General features: G+C 59.5%; 23 protein-coding genes. 12 read left to right on the top strand and 11 right to left on the bottom strand.

Annotation, left to right across the window (positions count from 1 at the left end; all coding sequences use genetic code 11):
• Nucleotides 1-36: 36 nt before the first annotated feature.
• Complete coding sequence (locus NE562_RS05075; RefSeq protein WP_280961317.1) at nucleotides 37-1,359, bottom strand: sodium-dependent transporter; 1,323 nt, start codon at nucleotides 1,357-1,359, stop codon at nucleotides 37-39.
• A 266-nt stretch (nucleotides 1,360-1,625) separates the two neighbouring features.
• Between NE562_RS05075 and NE562_RS05080 the strand changes: the two genes are divergently transcribed.
• The 6 genes from NE562_RS05080 (at nucleotide 1,626) to NE562_RS05105 (ending at nucleotide 7,091) form a co-directional block, all read left to right on the top strand.
• A complete protein-coding gene (locus NE562_RS05080; protein ID WP_280961318.1) occupies nucleotides 1,626-2,066 on the top strand; it encodes an ACT domain-containing protein in 441 nt (146 codons plus the stop codon).
• 47 nt (nucleotides 2,067-2,113) lie between these two features.
• Nucleotides 2,114-3,325 carry a homoserine dehydrogenase gene (locus NE562_RS05085; protein ID WP_280961319.1) on the top strand — a complete coding sequence of 404 codons (1,212 nt, stop codon included), beginning with the start codon at nucleotides 2,114-2,116 and terminating at the stop codon, nucleotides 3,323-3,325.
• Between the two features lie 18 nt (nucleotides 3,326-3,343).
• On the top strand, nucleotides 3,344-4,234 hold the full coding sequence (thrB, locus tag NE562_RS05090; RefSeq protein WP_280961320.1) for a homoserine kinase: 891 nt from the start codon (nucleotides 3,344-3,346) through the stop codon (nucleotides 4,232-4,234).
• Nucleotides 4,235-4,345: 111 nt separating this feature from the next.
• Nucleotides 4,346-5,554 (top strand): aspartate kinase, encoded by a 1,209-nt coding sequence (locus NE562_RS05095; RefSeq protein WP_280961321.1) that lies wholly within the window; start codon nucleotides 4,346-4,348, stop codon nucleotides 5,552-5,554.
• 92 nt (nucleotides 5,555-5,646) lie between these two features.
• Entirely contained in the window at nucleotides 5,647-5,835 is a 189-nt protein-coding gene (locus NE562_RS05100) for a hypothetical protein (protein ID WP_280961322.1), read from the top strand.
• Between the two features lie 152 nt (nucleotides 5,836-5,987).
• Nucleotides 5,988-7,091: a helix-turn-helix domain-containing protein gene (locus NE562_RS05105; RefSeq protein WP_280961323.1), complete on the top strand. Its 1,104-nt coding sequence runs from the start codon at nucleotides 5,988-5,990 to the stop codon at nucleotides 7,089-7,091.
• Between the two features lie 34 nt (nucleotides 7,092-7,125).
• Here NE562_RS05105 and NE562_RS05110 read toward each other — a convergent pair whose 3' ends face one another.
• From NE562_RS05110 to NE562_RS05150, 9 genes are all read right to left on the bottom strand, one after another.
• Nucleotides 7,126-7,776 carry a ComF family protein gene (locus tag NE562_RS05110; RefSeq protein ID WP_280961324.1) on the bottom strand — a complete coding sequence of 217 codons (651 nt, stop codon included), beginning with the start codon at nucleotides 7,774-7,776 and terminating at the stop codon, nucleotides 7,126-7,128.
• 62 nt (nucleotides 7,777-7,838) lie between these two features.
• Nucleotides 7,839-9,014 carry an LL-diaminopimelate aminotransferase gene (locus NE562_RS05115; RefSeq protein WP_280961325.1) on the bottom strand — a complete coding sequence of 392 codons (1,176 nt, stop codon included), beginning with the start codon at nucleotides 9,012-9,014 and terminating at the stop codon, nucleotides 7,839-7,841.
• Nucleotides 9,004-10,617 carry a CTP synthase gene (locus NE562_RS05120; protein WP_280961326.1) on the bottom strand — a complete coding sequence of 538 codons (1,614 nt, stop codon included), beginning with the start codon at nucleotides 10,615-10,617 and terminating at the stop codon, nucleotides 9,004-9,006. The genes NE562_RS05115 and NE562_RS05120 overlap by 11 nt, the downstream gene beginning before the upstream one ends.
• Entirely contained in the window at nucleotides 10,614-11,459 is an 846-nt protein-coding gene (gene dapF, locus NE562_RS05125) for a diaminopimelate epimerase (protein WP_280961327.1), read from the bottom strand. Before dapF ends, NE562_RS05120 begins: the two co-directional genes overlap by 4 nt.
• Nucleotides 11,460-11,590: 131 nt before the next feature.
• Nucleotides 11,591-12,160 (bottom strand): ANTAR domain-containing response regulator, encoded by a 570-nt coding sequence (locus NE562_RS05130; RefSeq protein ID WP_280961328.1) that lies wholly within the window; start codon nucleotides 12,158-12,160, stop codon nucleotides 11,591-11,593.
• Between the two features lie 40 nt (nucleotides 12,161-12,200).
• Complete coding sequence (locus NE562_RS05135; protein ID WP_280961329.1) at nucleotides 12,201-13,520, bottom strand: glutamine synthetase family protein; 1,320 nt, start codon at nucleotides 13,518-13,520, stop codon at nucleotides 12,201-12,203.
• Nucleotides 13,521-13,544: 24 nt separating this feature from the next.
• Nucleotides 13,545-14,267 carry a glutamate synthase gene (locus NE562_RS05140; protein ID WP_419195991.1) on the bottom strand — a complete coding sequence of 241 codons (723 nt, stop codon included), beginning with the start codon at nucleotides 14,265-14,267 and terminating at the stop codon, nucleotides 13,545-13,547.
• Between the two features lie 229 nt (nucleotides 14,268-14,496).
• A complete protein-coding gene (locus NE562_RS05145; protein ID WP_280961330.1) occupies nucleotides 14,497-16,002 on the bottom strand; it encodes a glutamate synthase-related protein in 1,506 nt (501 codons plus the stop codon).
• Nucleotides 16,002-17,099 carry a class II glutamine amidotransferase gene (locus NE562_RS05150; protein WP_280961331.1) on the bottom strand — a complete coding sequence of 366 codons (1,098 nt, stop codon included), beginning with the start codon at nucleotides 17,097-17,099 and terminating at the stop codon, nucleotides 16,002-16,004. The genes NE562_RS05145 and NE562_RS05150 overlap by 1 nt, the downstream gene beginning before the upstream one ends.
• Before the next feature lie 416 nt (nucleotides 17,100-17,515).
• Here NE562_RS05150 and NE562_RS05155 point away from each other — a divergent pair, with 416 nt between their 5' ends.
• From NE562_RS05155 to NE562_RS05180, 6 genes are all read left to right on the top strand, one after another.
• On the top strand, nucleotides 17,516-19,603 hold the full coding sequence (locus tag NE562_RS05155) for a glutamine synthetase III (RefSeq protein ID WP_280961332.1): 2,088 nt from the start codon (nucleotides 17,516-17,518) through the stop codon (nucleotides 19,601-19,603).
• Between the two features lie 107 nt (nucleotides 19,604-19,710).
• Nucleotides 19,711-21,438 (top strand): ammonium transporter, encoded by a 1,728-nt coding sequence (locus NE562_RS05160; RefSeq protein WP_419195992.1) that lies wholly within the window; start codon nucleotides 19,711-19,713, stop codon nucleotides 21,436-21,438.
• Between the two features lie 165 nt (nucleotides 21,439-21,603).
• Nucleotides 21,604-22,617 (top strand): FAD:protein FMN transferase, encoded by a 1,014-nt coding sequence (locus NE562_RS05165; protein ID WP_280961333.1) that lies wholly within the window; start codon nucleotides 21,604-21,606, stop codon nucleotides 22,615-22,617.
• A 1-nt stretch (nucleotide 22,618) separates the two neighbouring features.
• On the top strand, nucleotides 22,619-22,978 hold the full coding sequence (locus NE562_RS05170) for a NusG domain II-containing protein (protein WP_280961334.1): 360 nt from the start codon (nucleotides 22,619-22,621) through the stop codon (nucleotides 22,976-22,978).
• 10 nt (nucleotides 22,979-22,988) lie between these two features.
• On the top strand, nucleotides 22,989-23,501 hold the full coding sequence (locus NE562_RS05175) for a Gx transporter family protein (protein WP_280961335.1): 513 nt from the start codon (nucleotides 22,989-22,991) through the stop codon (nucleotides 23,499-23,501).
• A gap of 52 nt (nucleotides 23,502-23,553) precedes the next feature.
• Nucleotides 23,554-23,883: a hypothetical protein gene (locus tag NE562_RS05180; protein ID WP_280961336.1), complete on the top strand. Its 330-nt coding sequence runs from the start codon at nucleotides 23,554-23,556 to the stop codon at nucleotides 23,881-23,883.
• Nucleotides 23,884-23,926: 43 nt separating this feature from the next.
• Here the strand turns inward: NE562_RS05180 and ilvA are convergent, their stop codons facing one another.
• The gene (ilvA, locus tag NE562_RS05185; RefSeq protein ID WP_280961337.1) at nucleotides 23,927-25,138 is read right to left on the bottom strand and encodes a threonine ammonia-lyase; all 1,212 of its coding nucleotides are present in this window, start codon (nucleotides 25,136-25,138) and stop codon (nucleotides 23,927-23,929) included.
• Nucleotides 25,139-25,174: the final 36 nt, after the last annotated feature.

Genomic DNA, 25,174 nt, shown 5'->3' on the forward strand with positions numbered 1-25,174 from the left:
CTGGCGACCATTGGTCGCCAGCTTTTTCATGAGTTTTTATCCGATACCGCCGTAAATGAAGCTGCAAATAACCACAGCGGCGGCCAAAAATACATAGACATACTTGGCGAGAAACCCGAAGGAGCGGGAGAGGGGCTTGTCGCGGCCCTGCATCAGCTCTTCCTTTACCTTGGTCACGCCGAGCACCCAGTAGATGATGATCGCGCCGAGCACCGCGCCGATCGGGACGACATAGATCGTGATCGCGTCCATCCACGCGCCCATGTAGGGCTCGTATTCGATGAACAGGCCGACGATAAGGGTGGCCAGCGCCGCGAGCAGTACGGCGGTCTTTCGTTTAAGGCCAAGGCGGGTCTGGGCGGCTTCGGATACCGCTTCCAGCATGTTGGCCAGCGAGGTGATGCCCGCGAACAGCACCGAAATAAAGAAAAGGAAAGCGAATAACCGGCCTGCGGGCATTTGCTGGAATACGCGGGGCAGGGTAATGAACAGCAGCTTGGGACCGGCCTGCGGATCAAGGCCAAAGGCGAAAACCGCCGGAATGACCGCAAAGCCCGCCAGCATGGCGGCGCAGGTATCGAGCACCGCGGTCATGACCGAGGAATGCACGATGTCCTCCTTTTTGGACAGGTACGAACCGTAGATAATCATGCCTGACCCCGTGACCGAAAGTGAGAAGAAGGCCTGTCCCATGGCCATGATCCAGGTTTCCGGGCTCTTCAGATAGCTCCAATCCGGTACGAGCAGGTATTTATAGCCCTCGAACGCGCCGGGCAGAAAAACGACGCGCACCGCGATTACAAGGAACAGAATGAAGAAAGCGGGCATCATCACCTTATTGATCTTCTCAATGCCGCTTGAAATACCAAAAATGAGGATGGCTGCCGTGATGACCACGACGACGATGTGCCATGGCACGCTGGAGAGGTGTGCGCCGCTCATCTGGCCGAAGAAGGTCTCGGGTTCGGTGTTCATCAGCGTGCCGGTCAGCGCGCCCGCCGCCGAGCGGACCACCCAGCCGACGATGATGGCGTAGCCGATCGCGATGCCGAGCGAGCCGAAAAGCGGAATCGCGCCTAGAATAGAGCCGCCCTTTTTGCCGCGCGACTTTACCGCGTAGTCGTACGAGCCGATCGGGCCGGTGCCGGTCAGGCGGCCTAGGGCAAATTCACCCGATAGGCCGACATAGCCGAACAGGGCGACGAATAGAAGATAAGGAATCAGGAAGGCCGCGCCGCCGTATTGTCCGGTGCGGTAAGGAAAAAGCCAAATGTTTCCCATGCCGACCGCCGAGCCGACCGCCGCAAGCACGAAGCCGATCTTGGAGGAAAAAGTGCCGTTACCGTTTTTTTGTTGCATGTTTCTTTACTCTCCGATTTTATTTGTCACAAGCTTTTATATTATACCACAGATATTGTGCAAAAGACCATATACGAATTCCATAGAAATAAAGGTTACGCTTTGGCGGGTGCGTGCGTCCGGCGGACAGGGCGCTTTGTCATATTTGTCAAAAGGAATTGCGGAAAATGAAGAAATTTATCAGATATTCCCTTGCTTTGTGGCACGCGGTATGGTATGCTATTGAAGCGTGAAAAAGACACTTGTCTTTTTAGGGAGGACAACGCATGGTAAAACCGAAGTATTATCTGGTGGAGCGCTCGCTGCTGCCCGAAGTGTTCCAGCGCGTGATCGAAGCGAACGAAGCGTTCGCCTCCGGCAAAGCCGCCACGGCGAGCGAAGCCGCTAAGATCGCGGGTCTGTCGCGCAGCGCGTATTATAAGTATAAGGATGGCGTGCGGCCTTTCTTTGAGGTAACGACCGATCGGATCGTCACCTTTCATTTCATGCTGCACGATCAGCCCGGCGTGCTTTCCAGCATTCTGGGGCTGATGGCGCGTTCCGGCGCCAACCTGCTGACCGTGAACCAGTCCATTCCCATGCGCGGGCAGGCTTCCGTGACGATCGCGGCCCGCACGGGTGAAATGAAATATTCGGTGGAAGAGCTGATGCACCGCGCGGAAGCGCTCGACGGCGTCGGTAAGGTAGAAATCCTGGCCTCTGAGTGAACGATGGGGGAGGCACAACATAGATATTCCGGGAGGAGCATAGAAAGATGATTAAAGCAGCTATTATGGGCCACGGCACGGTCGGCTCGGGCGTATATGAGGTGTTCGAGATGAACGCCGAAAAGATCGCGCGCGTCGTCGGCGAGCCGGTCGAGGTGAAATATGTGCTCGATCTGCGCGATTTTTCCGCGTTGCCCTATGGTCATAAATTCGTGACCGATTTCGCGGTGATCGAAAACGATCCGGAGATCTCGGTCGTGGCCGAGGTCATGGGCGGCGTAGGCGCGGCCTACCAGTTTACCAAGCGCTGCCTCGAAGCGGGCAAAAGCGTGTGCACGTCCAATAAGGAGCTCGTCGCCACACACGGCGAGGAGCTGCTCCGCATTGCGGAGGAGCATGGCGTAAATTACATGTTTGAAGCGTCGGTCGGCGGCGGCATCCCGATCATCCGCCCCATGCTGCAATGTCTGGCCGCGAATGAATTTAACGAGATCTGCGGTATTTTAAACGGTACGACCAACTATATTTTAACGCAGATGATCCACAACGGCGTTCGGTTTGAGGATGCGCTGCGGCAGGCGCAGGAATCCGGCTATGCGGAAAAGGACCCGACCGCCGACATCGAGGGACACGACGCCTGCCGTAAGATCTGCATCCTGTCCGATCTGGCCTTTGGCGATAAGTTTGATCCGGACGCGGTCAGCTGCGAGGGCATCACCAAGATCACGCTCGAGGACGTTGCCAACGCCGACAAGCTCGGCTGCGTTATCAAGCTGCTGGGCCGCGCGGTGCGATGCGAGGACGGCACGGCTTACGCCTACGTCGCGCCGCACCTGATCCATAAGGAAAGCCCGCTGGCCGCTGTGGAGGACGTGTTCAACGCCATCATGGTGGACGGCAACGCTACCGGCGAAGTGATGTTCTACGGCAAGGGCGCGGGCAAGCTCGCGACCGCCTCCGCCGTCGCGGCGGATATGCTGGACTCTATCGAGCACGCGGATCACCGCCGCCGCATCATGTGGGGCGATGGCTCTAAGAATCTGCTCCGCCCGATCGATTCGCTGCAAAGCGCGTGGTATGTCCGCTTCAAGGGCGCTTCCGCCGACGCGGAAGCGGTTTTGCCGGTCGAGAGCGTATCCGAACCGGTGCAGGGCGTGGTCGTCGTGCGCACCCGCAAGCTCTCCACCGCCGATATGGCGAAAAAGGCGAGCGAGCTGGCCCAAAAGGGGCAGGTGCTCGCGGCCATGCGTATGCTGTAACGGGAAAGGGGAAAAGGCATGGTTCGTATCACCGTTCCCGCAACGAGCGCCAATATGGGCTCGGGCTATGATTCCATCGGCATTGCGCTGGAGCTTTACAACATCATCGACATCGAGGAATCCGATCACATCGAGATTTCGGATAAAAACGGCGCGCATGTGCCGAAGGACGCGCGCAACCTGATCTACCAGTGCGCCAAGCGCGTCTATGACGAATGCGGCAAGCCGCTTTCCGGCCTGCGTATTCTGGAGGACTGCGCCATTCCGCAAACACGCGGTCTGGGCTCGTCCTCGGCGTGCACGGTCGCGGGCATCATGGGCGCGAACGCGCTGCTTGGCGATCCGCTCGACCGGCAGGCCGTAATCGATTTGGCCGCGACGATCGAGGGGCACCCGGATAATTCCACCCCCGCCATTTTGGGCGGCTTTTGCGTGGCCCTGCTGGAAAACGGCCATGTGCACCATGTGCGCGTGCCCGTGCACGGCGCGATTGATTTTATCGTATTCATCCCGGATTTTAAGCTTTCCACGGAAAAGGCGCGCGCCGCGCTGCCGAAAACGATCGACCACCGCGACGCGGTGTTTAATTTAGCGCGCGCCGCGCTGCTCGCCGGCTCGCTCACCACCGGCAAACTGGAAAATTTGGACGTCGCCACCGGCGACTGCCTGCACCAGCCCTATCGTTTTCCGCTGATCGAGGGCGGCCTCGATCTCACGCGAGACGCGAAGGAGCTGGGCGCGCTGGGCGCGTACATATCGGGCGCCGGCCCGTCCATCATTGCGATCAACTACAAGGGCGACCGCGATTATATCGCGCGCGCCGAAGCGCTTTGCAAGGAAAAATACCCGCATTGGAAGCCCCAGCTCTTGCGCTGCGACGAAGTCGGCGCGGTCGTGAAGCGGCTTTAAGTGACGGTAACCGTCTCGGGCGGGGCGACCCGCTCACGCGGCCCAAGGCGGCGTGAATAAAAACGCTGGTTTTTATTTGGGATGAGTATAAGGAGGATAAGGTACAAAGTTATGAGTCTGATTGTACAAAAGTTCGGCGGCAGCTCGGTTGCCAACACCGAACGGCTGAAAAACGTCGCGGATATCGTGACCAGCACCGCGCAGGCGGGCAACCAAGTGGTCGTGGTGGTATCCGCGCAGGGCGACACCACGGATGATCTGATCGAGCGCGCGGCCGAGCTGAACGAAAGCCCGTCCAAGCGCGAAATGGACGTTCTGCTCAATACCGGCGAAATGATCTCGATGTCGCTGCTGGCCATGGCGATCCAGAAGCTGGGCCACGCGGTGGTATCGCTGACCGGCTGGCAGATCGGTCTGGAGACCGACAGCAACTATTCCGACGCGCGCATCAAGCGCCTCGCGGGCGACCGGCTCAAGGCCGAGCTGGACAACGGACATATCGTGATCGTCGCGGGCTTCCAAGGCCTGAACAAGATGGGCGATCTGACCACGCTGGGCCGCGGCGGCTCGGATACGACGGCGGTCGCCATCGCGGCAACGCTGGGCGCCGATCTTTGCCAGATTTATACCGATGTGGACGGTGTGTACACCGCCGATCCCCGCGTCGTACCGGGCGCGCGCAAGCTCGACGCGATCACTTATGATGAAATGCTGGAGCTGGCCAGTCTGGGCGCGCAGGTGCTGCATAACCGCAGCGTAGAAATGGCAAAGAAGTATAACGTCGACCTCGAAGTCGTTTCCAGCTTTACCCGTAATCCGGGTACCAAAGTCAAGGAGGGCTCTAACATGGAAAAGTTGAATGTAAGCGGCGTAGCCCGCGATAATAAATGCGCGCGTGTGGCCATTATCAATGTGGACGATACGCCCGGCACCGCGTTTAAGGTGTTTTCTCTCATGGCCAAGCACAAGGTCAACGTCGATATCATTTTGCAGGCGGTGGGCCGCGACAATAAAAAGTCCATCTCCTTCACCATCCCGCAGGACGACGCGGAGCGCGTCGGCAAGATCCTGCGCGATAATGCCGCGATGCTGGGTTATGAGGATGTCTCCATCTCCACGCGCGTGGCCAAGGTGTCCATCGTCGGCGCGGGCATGGCCTCTAATTCCGGCGTTGCCGCCAAGATGTTTGAAGCGCTTGCCATGGCGGGCATCAATATCCGTATGATCTCCACCTCTGAGATCAAGATCTCCGTCCTGATCAATGAAGAGGACAGCGAAAAGGCGGTCAAGGTCATTCATGAGCAGTTCTTTGGTGAATAAAGACATTGATATTTTTATAACGATTTCGTTGACAAGTGCTTTGCGCCACGCTATAATAGAAATGTAACGAAGCGTAAAAAAGGAGGAACCTCATGAAAAAGCTTTGGTGTCTGTTCCGCCGCCGAGGCGCGAATCCGGGAGAAAAAATTTGTGTCGCCCTGCAGGAGACCGAGGGCCGCGTGCGCGCCTGTCCTTACGCCACAGAGGACGAAGCAAAGGCCAAATGTCCCGATTATGCCGAGAATCATCGCCATGAGGGCGAGGACGAAGGGATCGAGTAAGGTTCTACATAGCAGGTGAAAAGTCCCGAAAGAGTGATCTTTCGGGACTTTTTTGTAGGGGGCAACCGCCGGTTGACAAAAAGAAACGGCCGGTTGGTGGCGTTTTGCGCGTATCTAGCGCACACTGAAAGCAGAAAGGCAGGTGAAGGGTGATGACGACAGGAGAGAAGATCGCGGCGCTTCGCCGGGAACAGGGGTTGAGCCAAGAAGCGCTGGCCGACAAGCTGGGGCTTTCCAGACAGGCGGTATCCAAGTGGGAGGCCGATCAGGCCGTGCCGGGCATGGACAATCTGGTCGAGCTGGCAAAGCTGTTTGGCGTGACGGTAGACGCGCTCTTGCGGCCGAACGAGCCATTCCCCGGGAAAGAGCAGCAGGACAGTTCCGAAGAACAGGCGGCTGTCGTTACGCCGGCGGGCTTTTCCGTATCCGATCAGCCTCAGCTGACGAAAAAGACCAAGTGGGTCATTGGGGGCCTCGCGCTGTTGTTTGCCGTGAGCGCGATATGTAGCGTGGTCTCACTGGTCTGGGTCGCGCGGCTGCAAGGGCAGGTGGATAGCCTGCCACTCGGCGGCGGTACGGTCTATGTACCGTCTGAGCCGCAGCCTTCCTTCACAAGCGGGGATATCGCGGGCTTTACGGAGCAGTGCGACTATGACGGCGCCAGCGGCAAGCTGTGCTTTACCTTTCAGATCGTACCGGTGGAGCGCGACGAGGCCGAGACCGCGCAGGTCATGCTCAAGGGCAATGGAACGACCGAGTCGGCCGACGCCGCGTGGGTGGATGGCGCATACAACGCCAGCGTGCGGATCGGTCTGGAAGACAGCTATCAGGCGTTTTTGCTGCTGACTAAGGATGGTAAGACACGTAGCCTGCCGGTCACGGAGTATTTTGACATGCGAAGCCAGTATGCCCTCACCATTGAAGGCATGGAGGCAGAAGGCGGCGATCGGCAGGATGATCGAATCGGGGAGAGCACCTTTATTCTAAAGATAGCCATTCCCGATGGCGGGGGCAACTATCCGGTCAGCGGCACCGCGACCATGACCGCCGGCGAGACCAAGCTCGGTGCAGTGGCGCTGGACAATATGGGCTACCAAAGCGATATGGCTGAGATGACTTCCGCCACGCTGTATTGCCGCGCCACGTTCCCGGCCTACGAGATACCGGCGGGCGCGCGCAGCATACGCTTTGACGTAACCGTAAAGGACGCTTACGGTTTGGATCTGAGCGATAGCTTTGATTGGCAAACGTGGTAATGTACAAATAAAAAACCGCCTATACGGCGGTTTTTTATTTGTGCCGCGCTACCGTGGGGGCGGCGGCGTACACGCGGGCCGCGCCCATGGCGCGCAGCGTATTCGCCGCCGCGGAAAGGGTGGCGCCGGTGGTGATGATATCGTCGATCAAAAGCACATTTTTGCCGGTCAGATCGTGATCCGGCATGGGGAGAAAGGCGTGTTTGATGTTTTGGGTGCGCGCGGCCTTGCCTTGCCGGGCGGATTGCTTGCGCACGAACCGCCGCTTTTTCAGAAGGGGAACGAGCGGCAGGCCAAGCTGCCCGGCAACGTCCGCCGCGATCAGCTCGGACTGGTTGTAGCCGCGCTGATACCAGCGCACCAGACCGATGGGGATAAAGGTGACGAGGTCGGGCTGCCATGCGTCTAAATAGGCGGTGAGCGCAGCCGTGAGCTGTGCGGCAAACCACGGTGCGTAGTGCTGGTAATGGCTGAATTTAAAGCGCTTCATGGCTTCGGCCACGCGGCCGGTGTAGCGCAGGGAGGCTACCGCGCCGTCCGTGTCAGGAATACGCACGCCGCTCGTTTCCCGGTAATCCCGCCGGACGGCGCGGGCGCAGTCCGGGCACAATAAGGCCGCGCCCGTGCCCGCCAGCGGCAGCGCTTCGCCGCATAGAATGCACTTTTTTGGGTAGATCACACCCATATAGCCATATCCTCCCTTCTGTTAGAAAAAATGGGCTGTCCGCGAGGGACAGCCCATTTGATTTATCCGAGCAGTTTCTTTAAACGTGCCGCGGCTTCCAGCGTGCGCTGCTGATCGCCGAAGGCGGTCAGGCGGAAGAAGCCTTCGCCGTTCTTGCCAAAGCCCGCGCCCGGGGTGCCGACAACGTGCGCGTTTTCAAGCAAGTAATCGAAAAACTCCCACGAGCCCATGCCGTTCGGGCACTTGAGCCACAGATATGGGCTGGATTTACCGCCCGTGTACCAGATGCCGAGTTCGTCAAGCGTTTCGGAGAGCACCTTCGCGTTCTGCTTATAGTAGGCAAGCGTTTCGTGGATCTGCTTCTGACCTTCTTCGGTAAAGCAAGCCGCCGCGCCCTTTTGCACGATATAAGGCACACCGTTGAACTTGGTCGTCTGGCGGCGCAGCCACATTTTATTAAGCTGTCCGTCGGCCAGCGCCTTGGGAACGACCGTCCACCCGCAGCGGGTGCCGGTAAAGCCCGCCATCTTGGAGAACGAGCAGAACTCGATCGCGCAGCTTTTCGCACCTTCGATCTCATAGATCGAGCGGGGAAGCGCCTCGTCCTCGATGAAGCACTCATAAGCCGCGTCATACAGAATGACCGCGTTCTGCGCGTTCGCGTAATCGACCCAAGCCTTGAGGCCCTTCCGGTCATAAGCCGCGCCGGTCGGGTTGTTGGGCGAGCACATATAGATGATATCGGCCTTTACCGAAGCGTCCGGCAGCGGCAGAAAGCCGTTTTGCTCGTTTGCATCGGCAAACACGATCTTGCGGCCCGCCATCACGTTGGTGTCGACATAGACCGGGTAAACCGGATCGGGCACCAACACGGTGTTGTCTGTGCCGAAAATATCAAGGATGTTGCCAAGGTCGCTTTTCGCGCCGTCCGAAATGAAAATTTCGTCGGTATCGAGCGAAACGCCGTGCGTCTGATAATAGCCGACCAGCGCGTCGTGCAGGAAGCCGTAGCCCTGCTCGTCTCCATAGCCGTGGAAGGTCTCCTGATGGGCCTGCTCGTCCACCGCCGCGTGCATGGCTTCGATCACGGCGGGCACGAGGGGACGGGTCACATCGCCGATGGAAAGCTTGATGATATCCGCTTCCGGGTGCGCGGCGGCGAATTCGCGCTGCTTGCGGCCCACGGTGGAGAACAGATAGCTCTGTTCCAGATTGTTAAAGTTTTCATTAATCTGCATGTTCGTTGCTCCTTTTTAGAGATGCCGCGACAAACGCCTTGAACAGCGGATGCGCGCGGTTGGGACGGGATTTAAATTCGGGGTGGAACTGCACGCCGATATAGAACGGATGGGACGGGATCTCAACCGTTTCGACCAGTTCGCCCGTGGGCGAGGTGCCGGAAATGATCATGCCGTGGCTTTCGATCTCCTCGCGGAAAACATTGTTGAACTCATAGCGGTGGCGGTGGCGCTCGGAGATCATCTCCTCGCCGTAGGCCGAAGCCATGATCGTGCCCGGGCGCACCTTGCAGGGGTAAGCGCCAAGGCGCATCGTGCCGCCCTTTTTGGAAATGCCCTGCTGGCTTTCCATCAGGTCGATCACCGCGTGGGTGGAATCGGCGTCAAATTCACTGGAATTCGCGTCCGCAAAGCCCAAAACGTTGCGGGCGTAGCTCATCACAGCGATTTGCATGCCAAGGCAGATGCCGAAATAGGGGATGCCCTGCGTGCGGCAATAATTGGCCGCGCAGATCATGCCTTCGATCCCGCGGGGGCCGAAGCCGCCGGGCAGGATAACGCCGTCGATCTCGCCCAGAAGCTTGTCCACGGTCGCGGCCGTCAGTTCCTCGGAATCGACCCATTCGATATCGACGAACACGCCGTTTTCATAGCCGCCGTGCTGAAGCGCCTCGGCAACGGAGAGATAAGCGTCGTGCAGCTTGACATATTTGCCGACCAGCGCGATCTTGACATGCTCCTTGCGGGCCGCGATGCGCTCGAGCATGGCGGTCCATTCCGACATGTCGCCCTTGGGCGCGCCGATGGCGAGTTCGCGGCAGACGATGTCGGAAAGGTGGCTCTCCTCCAGCATCATGGGCGCCTGATACAGCACGGGCAGCGTGCGGTTTTCAATGACGCAGTCCTCCGAAACGGTGCAGAACATGGCGATCTTGCGCTTGATATCATCGTCCATCGGACGGTCGACGCGGGCGACGATGATGTCCGGCGAAATGCCAAGTCCGCGCAGTTCCTTGACCGAGTGCTGGGTGGGCTTGGATTTGGGTTCGTTCGAGCCCGAGATATAGGGCACGAGCGTAACATGGATAAACAGGCAGTTGCGGCGGCCTACCTCGACCGCGACCTGACGAATGGCTTCGAGGAAGGGCTGCGATTCTATATCGCCCGTCGTGCCGCCGATCTCGGTGATGACCACATCGGCCGAAGTCTTTTTACCCACCGAATGGATAAAGGACTTGATCTCGTTGGTGATGTGGGGGATGACCTGCACGGTCTCGCCCAGATATTCGCCGGCGCGCTCCTTGTTCAGCACGTTCCAGTAGACCTTGCCGGTCGTCAGGTTGGAAAACTTGTTCAGATCCTCATCGATAAAGCGCTCGTAGTGGCCAAGGTCCAGATCGGTCTCGGCGCCGTCGTCGGTGACGTAGACCTCGCCGTGCTGGAACGGGCTCATCGTGCCGGGATCGACATTGATGTACGGATCGAGCTTCTGCGCCGCGACCTTAAGGCCGCGGCTTTTCAGCAGCCGCCCTAGGGACGCCGCCGTGATGCCCTTGCCCAGACCGGAAACGACGCCGCCGGTCACGAAGATGTATTTTGTCATAACTCTATTTCCCCCTTAAATACGGTTGTCGCCGCGCCCGTCATGAACACGGTTTCGTCTGTATATCGGATCAAAAGATCGCCGCCGCGCAGGTGCACGGTGATATCGCTGTCCTTTTGCGCATGCCCGCCAAGGCAGGCCGCCACGCCGACCGCGCACGCGCCCGTGCCGCAGGCCCAGGTTTCGCCGCTGCCGCGTTCCCACACGCGCATTTTGAGCGTGCCGTCCTTTAGAACGTTCACGAACTCGGTGTTGACGCGCTCGGGGAACAGCGGATGGTGTTCAAACTTGGGGCCGATGCGGGTCAGATCCAGCGAATCGATGTCCTCCTCGCTGAAGATCACGCAGTGCGGGTTGCCCATGGAAACACAGGTGATATGGTAAACCTTTTCGTCCACGACGAGGGGAGCGTCGATCACGCGGTCGCCGTCGAGCGCGACCGGGATCAGGTCCGGCTGCAGGATCGCGGCGCCCATATCGACTCTTGCCGTTACCGCTTTGCCGTTTTCGGTGGCGAGCCGCAGCGTTTTTACGCCGGAAAGCGTGTCCACCGTAACCGTGGTGCGGCCGTTCACCATGCCGTTATCGTACAGGTACTTGCCGACGCAGCGGATGCCGTTGCCGCACATCTTGCCCTCCGACCCATCGGCGTTGAAGATGCGCATTTGCGCGTCCGCCTTGTCCGATGGGGAAATGAGTATGACGCCGTCGCCGCCAATGCCAAAATGCGGCTCGCTCAGCCGGACGGATAGCGCTTCCGGATCGGGCACCGTCTGGTCAAAGCAGTTGAAATAAATGTAATTGTTGCCGCAGCCGTGCATTTTGGTGAAAGCCAGCTTCACGTGCAATCACTCCTTGAACTAAAAAATGGCGCATGGGCGGGTTCAAACCTGCTCATACACCATTCAGTATATCATAAAATCGTACGAAATTCTCTATCCGGCAGAAAAAAAGACAAAAATTTTTCAGCCGTTCAAGCTTCGCCGTTCAAGATCGCCTCGGCGGCGGCGCGCTTGGTCTGCCGCCGGTCCATGGCGCGGCGTTCGATATAGGCGTGCGCTTCCGGTTCGGTCATGCCGCGGCATTCGATGAGCAGGCACTTGGCGCGGTCCACCAGACGGATATCCTCGATCCGACGCAGCAGCTTGCGGTTTTCGCTTTGCAGGCCGGTCAAGCGGCTGCGCGCGGCGCGCGCCATGCGCAGCGCCTGAAAAAGCATCACGCGGTCGAGCGGCTTGGGCAGCACAAACACGCCGTCCAGTTCCACCTTTTCGCTGACCGCGTCCGATACCTCGGCGGCGGCCAGAAGGAGCACGCCCGCAAGCGTTTCATGCGCCGCGGCCTGCGCCAGTTCGTGGCCGAATTCGTCAGGCAGCGGCGTGTTGACAAAAATAAGGCTGTATTCTGTTTGGGCAAGGCCCCGGCGCGCCTCGACCCCCGAACGGGCAAGGGAAAATTCGGCCCTAACGCCGCCGCCGGTCAATACGGAGCAGAGCGCGCGATAGGCCTTATCGGCTGCGGAAACGATCAGAATGCGTTCCAACGAATGATTTCCCTCCTTCTCCATTGGGTTGGACAAAGGCTTAGTATCGCTCGAAATACAGCTGGCGCTCGGCTGAAAGCCGGTCGTCCGACAAGGCGATGCGGTCGTGCTCGTTTTGTTTGGCGGCGAAAAAGCTTTCCAGCGTGCGCGCGGGCAAAATGCCGCGAATAAAGTCCGATGCCTGTGCCAGCCGCACCGCGTCGCACAGCGAGGCGGGCAGGGCCTGATACCGCGCGACGACCTCGGGCGGGGCGGTAAACAGATCGATATCGCACGCGGGCGCGAGCGGCAGCTTTTCGTCGATACCGTCCAGCCCGGCGTGTATAATCAGCGCAAGCACGATATATGGATTGATGCAGCCGTCCATCGCGCGCATCTTCAGCCGGTTTGGCATGCCGTCCGCCATGAGGGGAATGGTAATGAGCGGCGAACGGTTTTGGTGCGACCAAGTGATGTATTTGGGCGCTTCAAATTCGCCAAGGCGGGAATAGGAGTTGGTGAGCGGGCTGCCGAAAATCGTGATCTCCGCCGCGCGGCGCAGCACGCCGGCGACAAAGCTTTGCCCTTCCTTTGCTTCGGTGAAGCAGGGGTGAAACAGGTTCTTTCCGTTTTTAAAAATGGAAAGGCTCAGGTGCAGGCCGTTGCCCGGGGCGTCGGGCAGGGGCTTGGGCAAAAAGCTGGCGAATAGGCCGCTGCCCATGGCCATGGATTTGACGACTGATTTAAACGTTAAAAAGTTATCGGCGGCCTCCATGACCTCGGCGTAGCGGAAATCGATCTCATGCTGGCCGGGGCCCTGCTCGTGGTGGGAGGATTCCGGCTGGATGCCCATTTCCTCCAGCGTCAGGCAGATCTGGCGGCGCACGTTTTCGCCGCGGTCGAGCGGCGCGATATCGAAGTATTCGCCGTGGTCGTGCGGGGTCAGCGTGGGGTGGCCGTTTTCATCCAGCTCGAACAGGTAGAATTCGCTCGCCGTGCCCATGGTGAGCGAGTAGCCCGCGCGCTGGGCGCGGCGGCAGGCGCTCCGCAGAATTTGGCGGCCGTCGCCCTCAAAGGGCGCGCCGCTGGGATATTTGATATCGCAGTAAAACCGCACCACGCGCCCTTGGCTGGGCCGCCACGGCAGCACGGCGAGCGTGGCCGGGTCGGGGAAGAGCAGCAGGTCGGAATCGGCCACGTTGAGAAAGCCCTTGAGCGCCGCGGCGTTGAAATGGATGCCGCTTTCAAACGCGCGCGGCAGCTCCGCCGGCATGATGGCAATATTTTTCTGGTTGCCGAAGATATCGCAGAAAGCAAGGCGAATGAACTTCACATCGTTTTCCTCAATGAACGAAATCACTTCGCTTTTGGTCTGATCCATGGTTCCGAACCTCCTGTTTTAGCGCTAATTATAGGTGTAAAGCTGGTGGTAGCCCGCGTCCGGGTTGGCCGTCAGCACATAATACGTCTGGGCTTTGAGCGCCGCCGCGTCGCCGCCGAAAAAGCGGCAGTAATCGTCGATATGGGGGGCGATCTCGGCGCGGTCGGCTTCGCTTGCCTCGCGTACGAGCACTTGACGGGGCAAATCCTCTGGCACTTTATCACAGTGTAGCACAATTTTGCCCCCGTGCATACCCGTGCCGCAGAAATTGCTGACAGGATACGCGCCGCCGGCGCCTTGGCCAAGCACTAAGATCAGGCCGCCGGCCAGATACTCGCCAAGGAACGAACCGGCCCGCCCGCCGATGACGACCGCCGGGCACTGCTCCTGATAGGCCTTCATATGGATGCCCGCGCGGTAGCCGCAGTTTCCCTTGATAAAAATGCGCCCGCCGCGCATGCCGTAGCCGCAGGTATCCCCGCAAGAGCCGTGAATGATGATATCGCCCGCGTTCATCGTGTCGCCGACGGCTTCCTGCGCGTTGCCGAACACCTCTATCGTGGAGCCGTTCAGGTACTGGCCAAGTCCGTTACCCGGCGTGCCGCGCACCGTGAGCCTTTTACCGGCGGAGCCGCAGCCGATATAACGCTGGCCCACCACCCGGTCGATCGTCAACTCGCTGTCCGGCTGCGCGCGGATCATTTCACCCAGCTCTTTATAATAGGTAAGGTTTGCAGTGATGGTCACTTTTATCAACACCCTTTCGTTTAATTAGGAGTTAGGAATTAGGAAGTAGGAGTTAGGAGTTAGTAATTAGTAATTAGTAATGATAGCGTCGGCAGGAGGCGTTAGAAAGGTGGAAGTTTGGGAAGCCAACCGCTTCGGTAATTAGGATTATCGGCAAAGCCGATAATCCAACTCCTAACTCCTAACTCCTCATTCCTACCTCACTCCTACCTCCTACCTCATTCTTTCGTTATTCTCCCGCGTGCTTGATGCCGAGGATTTTAAGCTCGCGGTCGGTGAGGCCTAGGCCGCGAAGCATCAGCCGGTTGCCGCGCAGGGCTTCGATCGAATTGATGCCCATGCCGCCCATCATTTCCTTTAGCTCATGATCCCAAGCGGTGACGAGATTCACAAGGCGCTCGCAGCCGATGTCCGGGTTCAAGCGGCGCACCAGCTCGGGCCGCTGCGTGGCGATGCCCCAGTTGCACTTGCCGGTCTGGCACGAACGGCACAGGTGGCAGCCAAGAGCGATCAGCGCGCTGGTCGCGATGTAGCAGGCGTCCGCGCCGAGCGCGATAGCCTTGACCAGATCGGCCGCGTTGCGGATCGAACCGCCCACGACGACGGATACCTGATCGCGGATACCCTCGTCCCGCAGCCGCTGGTCAACCGCCGCGAGCGCCAGCTCGATCGGGATGCCCACGTTGTCGCGGATGCGGGTGGGCGCCGCGCCCGTGCCGCCTCGGTAGCCGTCGATACAGATCACGTCCGCGCCCGAGCGGGCCACGCCCGACGCGATCGCCGCGACATTGTGCACGGCGGCGATCTTGACCAGCACGGGCTTTTTGTATGCGGTCGCTTCTTTCAGCGAAAAGACAAGCTGGCGCAGATCCTCAATGGAATAGATATCGTGGTGCGGGGCGGGCGAGATCGCGTCCGTTCCTTCCGGGATCATGCGGGTTTTGGAGATATCCGGGCCTACCTTCAGGCCGGGCAGGTGGCCGCCGATGCCCGGCTTCGCGCCCTGACCCATCTTGATCTCGATCGCGGCGCCCGCCTCCAGATAATCTTTATGTACGCCGAAGCGGCCGGAGGCGACCTGTACGATGGTATGGGGGCCGTATTCATAGAAATCCTCGTGCAGGCCGCCCTCGCCGGTGTTGTAATAGGTGCCGAGCGCCTTGGCGGCCCGGGCGAGCGAGGCGTGCGCGTTATAGGAGATCGAGCCGTAGCTCATCGCGGAAAACAGGATGGGCATGTTCAGCTTAAGCTGCGGGGAGAGGTTGGGACGGATGCGCCCCTCCTCGTCGCGTTCGATCCGACCCGGCTTTTTGCCGAGAAAGGTTCTGGTCTCCATCGGCTCGCGCAGCGGGTCGATCGAAGGATTGGTGACCTGCGACGCGTTGATCAAGATCTTATCCCAGTAAATGGGGCCCCGCTCCGGGTTGCCCATGGAGGAGAGCAGCACGCCGCCCGTGCCCGCCTGCCGGTATACCTCGGAAATGGCCTTGCCGGTCCAGTTGGCGTTTTCCTTAAAGGTATGGTCGGTCTTGACGATCTTGAGCGCGCGCGTCGGGCACAGCGCGACGCAGCGGTGGCAGCAAACGCACTTGGATTCGTCCGCCGTCATGTAGCCGAAGCTGGGGTCAAAGCGGTGTACCTCGTTCGCGCACTGCCGCTCGCAGACGCGGCACGAGATGCAGCGGTCCTTGTTGCGCACGACCTCGTATTCCGGATATAAAAAATCGATAGCCATTACTGATTCCCTCCAAAGTTCAGGGTGACGATGACCGCCTCGCCGCCGCGCGGCGCACGGATCGAATCGAGTTCGGGCGAGATGCGGCGAATCGCGCACTCCTCGGATGCGATAAACACCGTTTCGTCTTTTTCGCCCACGACCATGCTGCGCAGCTTGAGCCGGTCGTTCAGCGCCATCAAGCCGCCCGTAAAGCCAACCAAAATGGAAAACGGGCCGGTCACCATCAGGGAAGCGAAGGCGTTGCGCAGATAGGTCAGGCGTTCGCGCTCAGCGGGCTCTTGCTTTTCAATGGTGGACCAGAAGGGCGCGGCGAGCACGCGGCTGACCTCTTCCAGCGTCAGCCCAACCCGGCGGCTGAGGTAGTCGACGATATAGGTGATCACCTCGGTGTCGGTCAGCAGGTCGCAGGAGTAGCCGAACATTTCAATAAACCGGCGGTTTGCATCGTAGGAAGAGATTTCGCCGTTGTGCACCACCGCCCAGTCCAGCAGGGCAAAGGGGTGCGCGCCGCCCCACCAGCCGGGGGTGTTGGTCGGGTAGCGGCCGTGGCACGTCCACGAGTAGGCTTCGTAGTTTTCCAGCATGTAATATTCGCCCACATCCTCCGGAAAGCCGGACGCTTTGAACACGCCCATATTTTTGCCGGAGGAAAAGATGTACGCGCCCGCAAGCGTATGGTTGACGCGGATGACGAAGCGGGCGACATACTCGCGCTCGTCGAGCTGGCTGGCGGCCAGCCGGGTGGGCAGTGGGGCGACAAAGTACCGCCAAATCATCGGCTCGTCCTTGATGCGGGGGTGGCGGCGGGTCGGGATCTTGGAAAGGTTGACGATATCGAAATGGCGTTCCAGCTCGCGTTCGCATTCTTCCTTGGCGGCCTGCGTATCATAGAATACATGGAGCGCATAGTAGTCGGCGTATTCGGGGTAGATGCCGTAGCCGGCAAAGCCGCCGCCCAGTCCGTTGGAGCGGTCGTGCATCATGCGGATGGATTCTATGATACGCGCGCCGTTTTCGCGCGCGCCGTCCTTATGGAAAATGCCGGAGATCGCGCAGCCGGCCGGAATGCGTACCTGACCTTCTTTTTGCAGCATGGGTGGTTCCTCCTTATCAAAACAAAAAAGCGCCCGCCGCCCGAAAAGAACCAAACGTGCAGTTTGGCCCCTTCCGGGCAGCGGACGCCTTTGTCCGTGTTTTTAATCATAATGCATGGAAAGGGCGTTCGTCAAGCGGAAAAAGGGCCCTTTTCGCAAAGTTTTCACAAATTGCATAAAAACCGGGCGCTTCACCATGCCGGATTTACTCTCTTATCATAAAAAACGCCCGAAAACGAAAAAAATACGGGTTTTCCCTTGACAAAGGCGGCAGGCGAATCTATAATTTAGCGTGTAAACAGCAAAGGCGCTGTGGGAACACGACCCGCAGCGCATTTTTTTATTTTCCCGCATTCTTTTGGGGATCCGGGTAAATCATGACAGGTAAAGTTACTACAGTAAGGAGCGAACCATTCATGAGCACAGCAAGCAATGTACCGGAGCTGTTCGGCAGCATGGTCTTTAACGAGACCGTGATGAAGGAGCGCCTGCCCAAGGACACCTTCAAGAAGCTCAAGCAGACCATTCGGGAAGGCAAGGCGCTTGACCCCGCCGTTGCCGCGGTCGTCGCCACGGCGATGAAGGACTGGGCGATCAGCAAGGGCGCGACCCACTACACCCACTGGTTCCAGCCGATGACCGGCATCACCGCCGAGAAGCACGATTCCTTCATCTCCCCGACGGACGACGGCGGCGTGATGATGGAGTTTTCCGGCAAGGAGCTTGTGCGCGGCGAACCGGACGCATCGTCTTTCCCCTCCGGCGGCCTGCGCGCCACGTTCGAGGCGCGCGGCTACACCGCGTGGGACCCGACGAGCTACGCCTTTGTCAAGGACGGCTCACTATACATCCCGACCGCGTTCTGCTCGTACACCGGCGAAATTCTGGATAAGAAAACGCCGCTCCTACGCTCGATGGACGCGATCAGCCTGCAAGCCAGCCGCGTGCTGAAGCTGTTCGGCAAGGACGTCAAGCGCGTGACCACCACGGTCGGCCCCGAGCAGGAGTACTTCCTGATTGAAAAGAAGGATTACGCAAAGCGCAAGGATCTGATTTTTACCGGCCGCACGCTGTTCGGCGCCAAGCCGCCCAAGGGGCAGGAGATGGAGGACCATTATTTCGGTTCCATCCGTCCCCGCGTGGCCGCGTTCATGCAGGAGCTGGACGAGGAGCTTTGGAAGCTCGGCATCTTCGCCAAGACCAAGCACAACGAGGTGGCGCCGTCCCAGCACGAAATGGCCCCGGTGTTCACCACCACCAATATTGCGACCGACCATAACCAGCTGACGATGGAGGTCATGAAGCGCGTCGCGCAGAAGCACGGCTTCATCTGCCTGATGCACGAAAAGCCGTTTGACGGCGTCAACGGTTCGGGCAAGCACAACAACTGGTCGCTTTCGACGGACGAGGGCGAAAATCTGCTCGAGCCCGGCAAGACCCCGCACGAAAACGCGCAGTTCCTGCTGTTCCTAACCGCCGTGATCAAGGCTGTGGATGAGTTTCAGGATCTGCTGCGTATCTCGGTGGCGAACGCGGGCAACGATCACCGTCTGGGCGCGGATGAAGCGCCTCCGGCCATCGTTTCCATGTTCATCGGCGACGAATTGCAGGGTATTCTGGACGCGATCGTCTCCGGCGCCGATTACACCGATGTGGAAAAGACCAAGATGGACCTCGGCGTCGCCGTGCTGCCCGATATCCCGAAGGACACGACCGACCGCAACCGTACCTCGCCCTTTGCCTTTACCGGCAACAAATTCGAGTTCCGCATGCTGGGTTCGTCCTTTAATATCGCGTGCGCCAATATCATGATCAACACCGCCGTGGCGGAGGAGCTGCGCGTATTCTGCGACGAGCTGGAAAAGGCCGAGGACTTCGACAGCGCGCTGTCCGCGCTGATCCGCCGCGAAATCAAAAAGCACGAACGCATCATCTTCAACGGCAACGGCTATGACGAAGCTTGGGTGGTCGAAGCGGAAAAGCGCGGCCTGTCCAATTTCCGTTCGACGGACGAAGCGCTGCCGCACTACACGGATGAGAAAAACCTGAAGCTGTTCGCGCAGCACAACGTTTATACCCGCGCGGAGATGGAAAGCCGCGAGGAGACCCTGCTTGAGGAGTACGCCAAGACGCTGCACATCGAAGCGCTCACCATGATCGAAATGATCCGGCAGGAGATCGTGCCCGCGTGCCTTGCATACGAGCAGAGCGTGGCCAAGACCGCGCGCCTCAAGCAGGATATCGGCGTAACGGGCGGTATGGAAGCCAAATTGGTTGCCGAGCTTTCGTCCCTGATCGAAACGCTTTCCAGCCATTGCGACGCGCTGGACGAGGCGGTGGCCTCGGCGCCCAAGGGCTCGGCGGAGCAGAGCGCCCATTACTACCACGACGCCGTCATTCCCGCGATGGAAGCCGCGCGTAAACCGGCGGACGCGCTGGAATGTCTGGTCGCTAAGAAGGGCTGGCCGTTCCCGACCTATTCCGACATTCTCTTCTACGTTTGATCGCACAGCGGAAAAACTGAATGACCCGTACACAAAGGCGTGTATTTTCCCCGTAAAAGGCGGGGAGAATACACGCCTTTTTAAATTTTAAGGGGGTACATGACAAAATGGACATCACTATGTTGGCAGGCGCGCTTGACACCGGTTGGATTCTGCTCGGCGCGGCGCTCGTTTTCTTTATGCAGGCGGGCTTTGCAATGGTAGAAACGGGCTTTACCCGCGCCAAGAACGCGGGCAATATCATCATGAAGAACCTGATGGATTTTTCCCTCGGCACGCCGATCTTTTGGCTGCTTGGCTTTGGCATTATGTTCGGTTCGGCAAGCGGCGTTTTCGGCGGCTTTGATTTTCTGGCCGACGGCGTTGTGGGCGAGGGACACAGCTGGTCCACGCTGATCTTTCAGACCGTGTTCTGCGCGACCGCCGCGACCATCGTGTCGGGCGCGATGGCGGAACGCACCAAGTTTTCCGCTTACTGCATTTACTCCATGGTCATTTCGGCTCTGATCTATCCGATCTCGGGCCACTGGATCTGGGGCGGCGGCTGGCTGGCCGAACTGGGCTTCCATGATTTCGCGGGTTCCGCCGCGGTGCATATGGTGGGCGGCGTCGCGGCGTTTGTCGGCGCGCTGATTCTCGGCCCCCGTATCGGCAAGTACGCGAAGAGCGGCAAGGCGCGCGCGATTCCCGGCCACTCGCTCACACTGGGCGCGCTCGGCGTATTTATCCTATGGTTCTGCTGGTTCGGGTTTAACGGCTGTTCCACGGTGGCCCTTTCGGGCGGCGCGGCCGAGACCGCGGCCCGTGTGTTCGTCACCACCAACCTTGCCGCCGCGGTTTCTACGGTAACGGTAATGTGCATCACGTGGCTGCGCTATAAGAAGCCCGATGTCTCCATGACGCTGAACGGCTCGCTGGCTGGCTTGGTCGCGATCACCGCGGGCTGCGACGCCGTAACGCCGGTGGGCGCGGCGGTCATCGGCATCGTGGCAGGTTTTGTCGTGGTGTTCGGCATTGAATTGATCGACCAGAAGGTCAAGGTAGACGACCCGGTCGGCGCGGTCGGCGTGCACGGCCTATGCGGCGCGACCGGCACGCTGCTGACCGGCCTGCTGGCCTACTACCTGACGGACGACGCGGGCGCGCCGCTCGGCCTATTCTACGGCGGCGGCTTCCGCTTCTTCGGCGTTCAGGTGCTCGGCGTCGTCGCGGTCATCGCGTGGGTTGCCGTCACGATGACCATCGTGTTCCAGCTCATCAAGCACACCATCGGTCTGCGCGTTTCCACGGCGGAGGAGGTCATGGGTCTTGACCAGCCCGAGCACGGCCTCGTTTCCGCCTACGCGGATTTTATGCCGGTCGTTCCGCAGGTGCTGGGCACCAAGGCGGGCGAAATGCAGGCCGTGCAGGCCGCGGGCGCGCCGGTGGCGGTCGAGCACGCGGTGCCCGTTACCAGAGTGACGGACGAAGCGGGCGCGCACAAGCTGTCCAAGGTCGTCATCGTTACCAAGCAGTCCAAGTTTGAAGCGCTCAGGGACGCGCTGAGCCAGATCGGCGTATCCGGCATGACCGTGGCGAACGTCATCGGCTGCGGCGTGCAGAAGGGCGCGACCGAGTATTACCGCGGCGCCGAGGTGGATGTGAACCTGCTGCCCAAGATCAAGATGGAGGTCGTCGTGTCCGCCGTGCCGGTCGAGACCGTTGTGGAAACGGCCAAGGCGGTCCTGTATACCGGACACATCGGCGACGGTAAGATCTTTGTTTACAACGTGGAAAACGTCATCAAGGTGCGCACCGGCGCGGAGGGCTTCGACGCGCTGCAGGACGATGAATAATATCGCCGCCTCCTAACCACCTTCTTATCCTTATCTTTATTATCCCTCGCAAAAAGCGCCTTCCGGATATTTGATCCGGAGGGCGCTTTTGTGCATTGGGGATTGCGCATCGACCGGCGGTGCATTATAATAAGTGAGGAAAACCATCAGACCGGGAGATACTATATGAAACGACTTGCAGCGGCCGTTTTGCCGCTTTTACTGCTTTGTGGGTGCGCGCCCAAGGAATATTCGACGGACTTTTTCGCGATGGATACCTTCATGTCGGTCACCGTGCTGGGGGAGACGGGGCAAGACGCCGCCCGGCAGTGCGAACGGCGGGTAAACGAGCTGGAAGGCCTGCTGTCCCGCACACGCAGCGGGGAAAACAACGCAAAGGCGAGCGCGGTCTATTTGATCAACCACGCCCCGTCAGGCACCGGCATGGTTGATGAGGGCGGCTATATTCAAACGGCCAAGGCGCTTTCGGAACAAACAAACGGTCTGTTCGATCCCACGACCGCCCGGTTGACCGATCTATGGGGCATCGGCACGGACGAACCCCGCGTGCCCGCGCAAAGCGAGATAGACGAGGCGCTTTTGACCGTTGGCGCGGCCAACATTGTAGTCGATCAAAACAGCGGCTTTGTTTCGCTGGCGGGCGGCGCGCAGCTCGACCTTGGCGGTATCGCCAAGGGCATCGCGGCGGATGAATGCGCCGCCATTTTGCGGGAAGCGGATGCGTCCGGTCTGCTGATGCTGGGCGGCAATATCTACGCGGTCGGATCGAATAACGGCAAGCCGTGGCGGATCGGCATAGCCGACCCGGATAACAACGTGGAATATATCGCGACCGTGGCGGTGGAGGACCGATCAGTCGTTACCTCGGGCGATTATGAACGTTATTTCGAGCAGGACGGCAAGCGGTATCACCACATCTTCGACCCGCGCACCGGATACCCGGCGGAAAGCGGACTGCGCGGCGTGACCGTGATCGATGAAAATTCGACCCGGGCGGATGCGTTCACGACCGCCCTGTTCGTGATGGGGCTGGAGGACGGCATGGCTTTTTGTGAGGCGAACGGCGTCGCGGCGGTGTTCATCACATCGGACAAGCGGGTCTACACCACGCCCGCGGTGGCAAAGGCGTGCACCTTTACCTTTGACGGAGAAGACAAGGGCTATACCTATGCGCAGTAAAATGAGGTGGGGCGACTTTGTCATCATCGCCGCCGTGCTGCTTGCTGCGGCGGCGCTCGCGGTTTTTCTGGCCATGCAGGCGGCGGGCGACCGGCTCTACGCCGAAATTTGGAAAGACGGCGAACTGACGCAGCGCGTCGCGCTCACGCCGGATACCCGAGAGACCATCGATCTGGACGGGCACAATACCATTGTACTCGACGGACTGACCGCGCGCATGGCCGGGGCGGACTGCCGCGATCAGGTGTGCGTGCGCACCGGCACGCTTTCCCGCGCGGGGCAGGCCGCGGTGTGCCTGCCCAACCGCGTTGTCCTAAAGCTGGTGGGCGAAAAAAACGAAGTGGACGCGATCGTATCATAAGGGGGCGCGCATGAAGATAAAAAAACTGACGCTGTGCGGCCTGCTCACCGCGCTCGCGATCGTGCTTTCCCTTGCGGAACGCCTGTTCCCGCTGGATGCGGTCATTCCGGTGCCCGGGGTCAAGCTGGGTCTTGCCAATGTGGTCACGCTTTTCGCGCTGACACGGCTGCGTCCGCGCGAAGCGTTCGCCATTTTGGTTTGCCGGGTTGGGTTATCCTCGCTGCTCATGGGCAGCGTGACCGGCTTTTTGTTTTCCCTGTCTGGCGGTCTGCTGTCTCTCCTTGTCATGTGGGCGCTGCTTCAAGCGGAGGGGCGGTTCTGCTCGCTGCTCGGGGTCAGCGTGGCGGGCGCGGCGGCGCACAACGTGGGCCAAATGATCGCGGCGGTATTCTGGATGGGCACAAACGCCGTGATCGCCTACCTGCCGTTCCTGCTCGTGATGGCGGTGCCGCTCGGACTGGTCACCGGGCTTACCTGCGCGGCGGCGCTGACGCATTTAAAAAAAATCAAATTTTTCGTATAATGTTTCGCTTCCCTCGCCATACTATCGGCAAACACGCAAGGAGGGAACTGCAATGAAAACGCTGATTGCTATGCTCGCGGTGTTTACCCTGCTGCTGACCGGCTGCGGAAACACGGCGAACGATCAGAAAAACGAAGCCAACGATGCAAACAATAACGGAACAACCAACGGTACGACTGAGGGGAACACGGACAACAACCCTGTGGACGAAGGCATGAACGACGCGGGCAACGCGGCTGAAAATGCCGGCAACGACATTAAGGATGGTCTGGACGAGGCCGGCGACGCGCTGACCGGAACCAACGATCCGAACAACGACACGAACAGTGTGAACAACGCGACGGACGACAACGCCGCCGATAAGACCGTACCGGTAGAATAAAACGCAAAAAAACTGCTGCAAAGTTTGCAGCAGTTTTTTGTGTTTATACCTGTGTGGTAAAGATCTGATAGCCCTCGCGGGTGAGATTGTCGATCAGGCGCTTGCCGTGCTCCACGCCGCCGACCTCGCACACGACCTGAATGATGGCCTCGCCGATGTCCAGATCGGCCTGCACGCGGTCATGCTGGAACAGGATGATGTTGGCGTTTTGGTCGGCCACCAGATGGGCAAAGCGCTCCAAAGCGCCGGGCGCGTCCGGCATGATGGTGGAGAACTTGAGATGGCGGCAACGGGTAACAAGGCCCTTTTCCACGATCTTGTGGATAAAGGACACATCGATATTGCCGCCCGAAAGCACGCATACGACCTTTTTGCCCTTGATATCGACCTTGCCGTTCAGCACGGCGGCGAGCGACGCTGCGCCAGAGGTTTCCACCACCTGCTTGGTGCGCTCAAGCAGCAGCAGCACGGTGGAGGATATCTCCGCGTCCGACACGGTGACGATGCGGTCCACATATTTTTTTACATATTCAAAGGTGGTCTCGCCCGGCGTTTTGACCGCGATGCCGTCCGCGATGGTGCGCACGGAATCCGACGGGGTCAGATCGCCCGTGCGGAAGGAATTTGCCATGGCGGGCGCGCCCTCGGCCTGCACGCCGATGATTTGGATGCGGGGGTTGATCTGCTTGGCGCAGGTGGCGATGCCGGAAATCAGGCCGCCGCCGCCGACCGGTACGAAAATCATATCGACAAACGGCAGATCACGCAGAATTTCAAGCGCAATGGTGCCCTGACCAGCCATCACGTCCTCGTCGTCAAAGGGATGGATGAACTCCGCGCCGGTCTCTTCGCAGATTTCGCAGGCGCGCGCATAAGCTTCGTCGTAAATATTGCCCGCCAGAACGACTTCAGCGCCGTAGCCTTCGGTTGCCGAGACCTTGGCGATCGGCGTGGAGCGGGGCATGACGATGGTCGACTTGACGCCGACGGACGAGGCCGCGAAAGCCACCCCCTGCGCATGGTTGCCCGCCGAGGAGGCGACGACCGCGTTCAGCCCGCCCTCGCGGTAGCGCTTCATGATTTTATTGTACGCGCCGCGCACCTTGAAGGAACCGGTCTTCTGCTGGTTTTCGTATTTCAGGTACACCTCGGCCCCGGTCATACCGGAAAAAGTGGAGGAGGTGGACAGGGGAACGTCGTGGATCACATTTTTCAGACGGTCCGCGGCGGCTTCAAAATCCTTGAGTTCAAGCATGATATTCTTTCTCCATTTAGCAAGATAAACATTATT

The organism is Butyricicoccus faecihominis (genome assembly GCF_024462775.1).
Classification (GTDB): Bacteria; Bacillota; Clostridia; order Oscillospirales; family Butyricicoccaceae; genus Agathobaculum; species Agathobaculum faecihominis_A.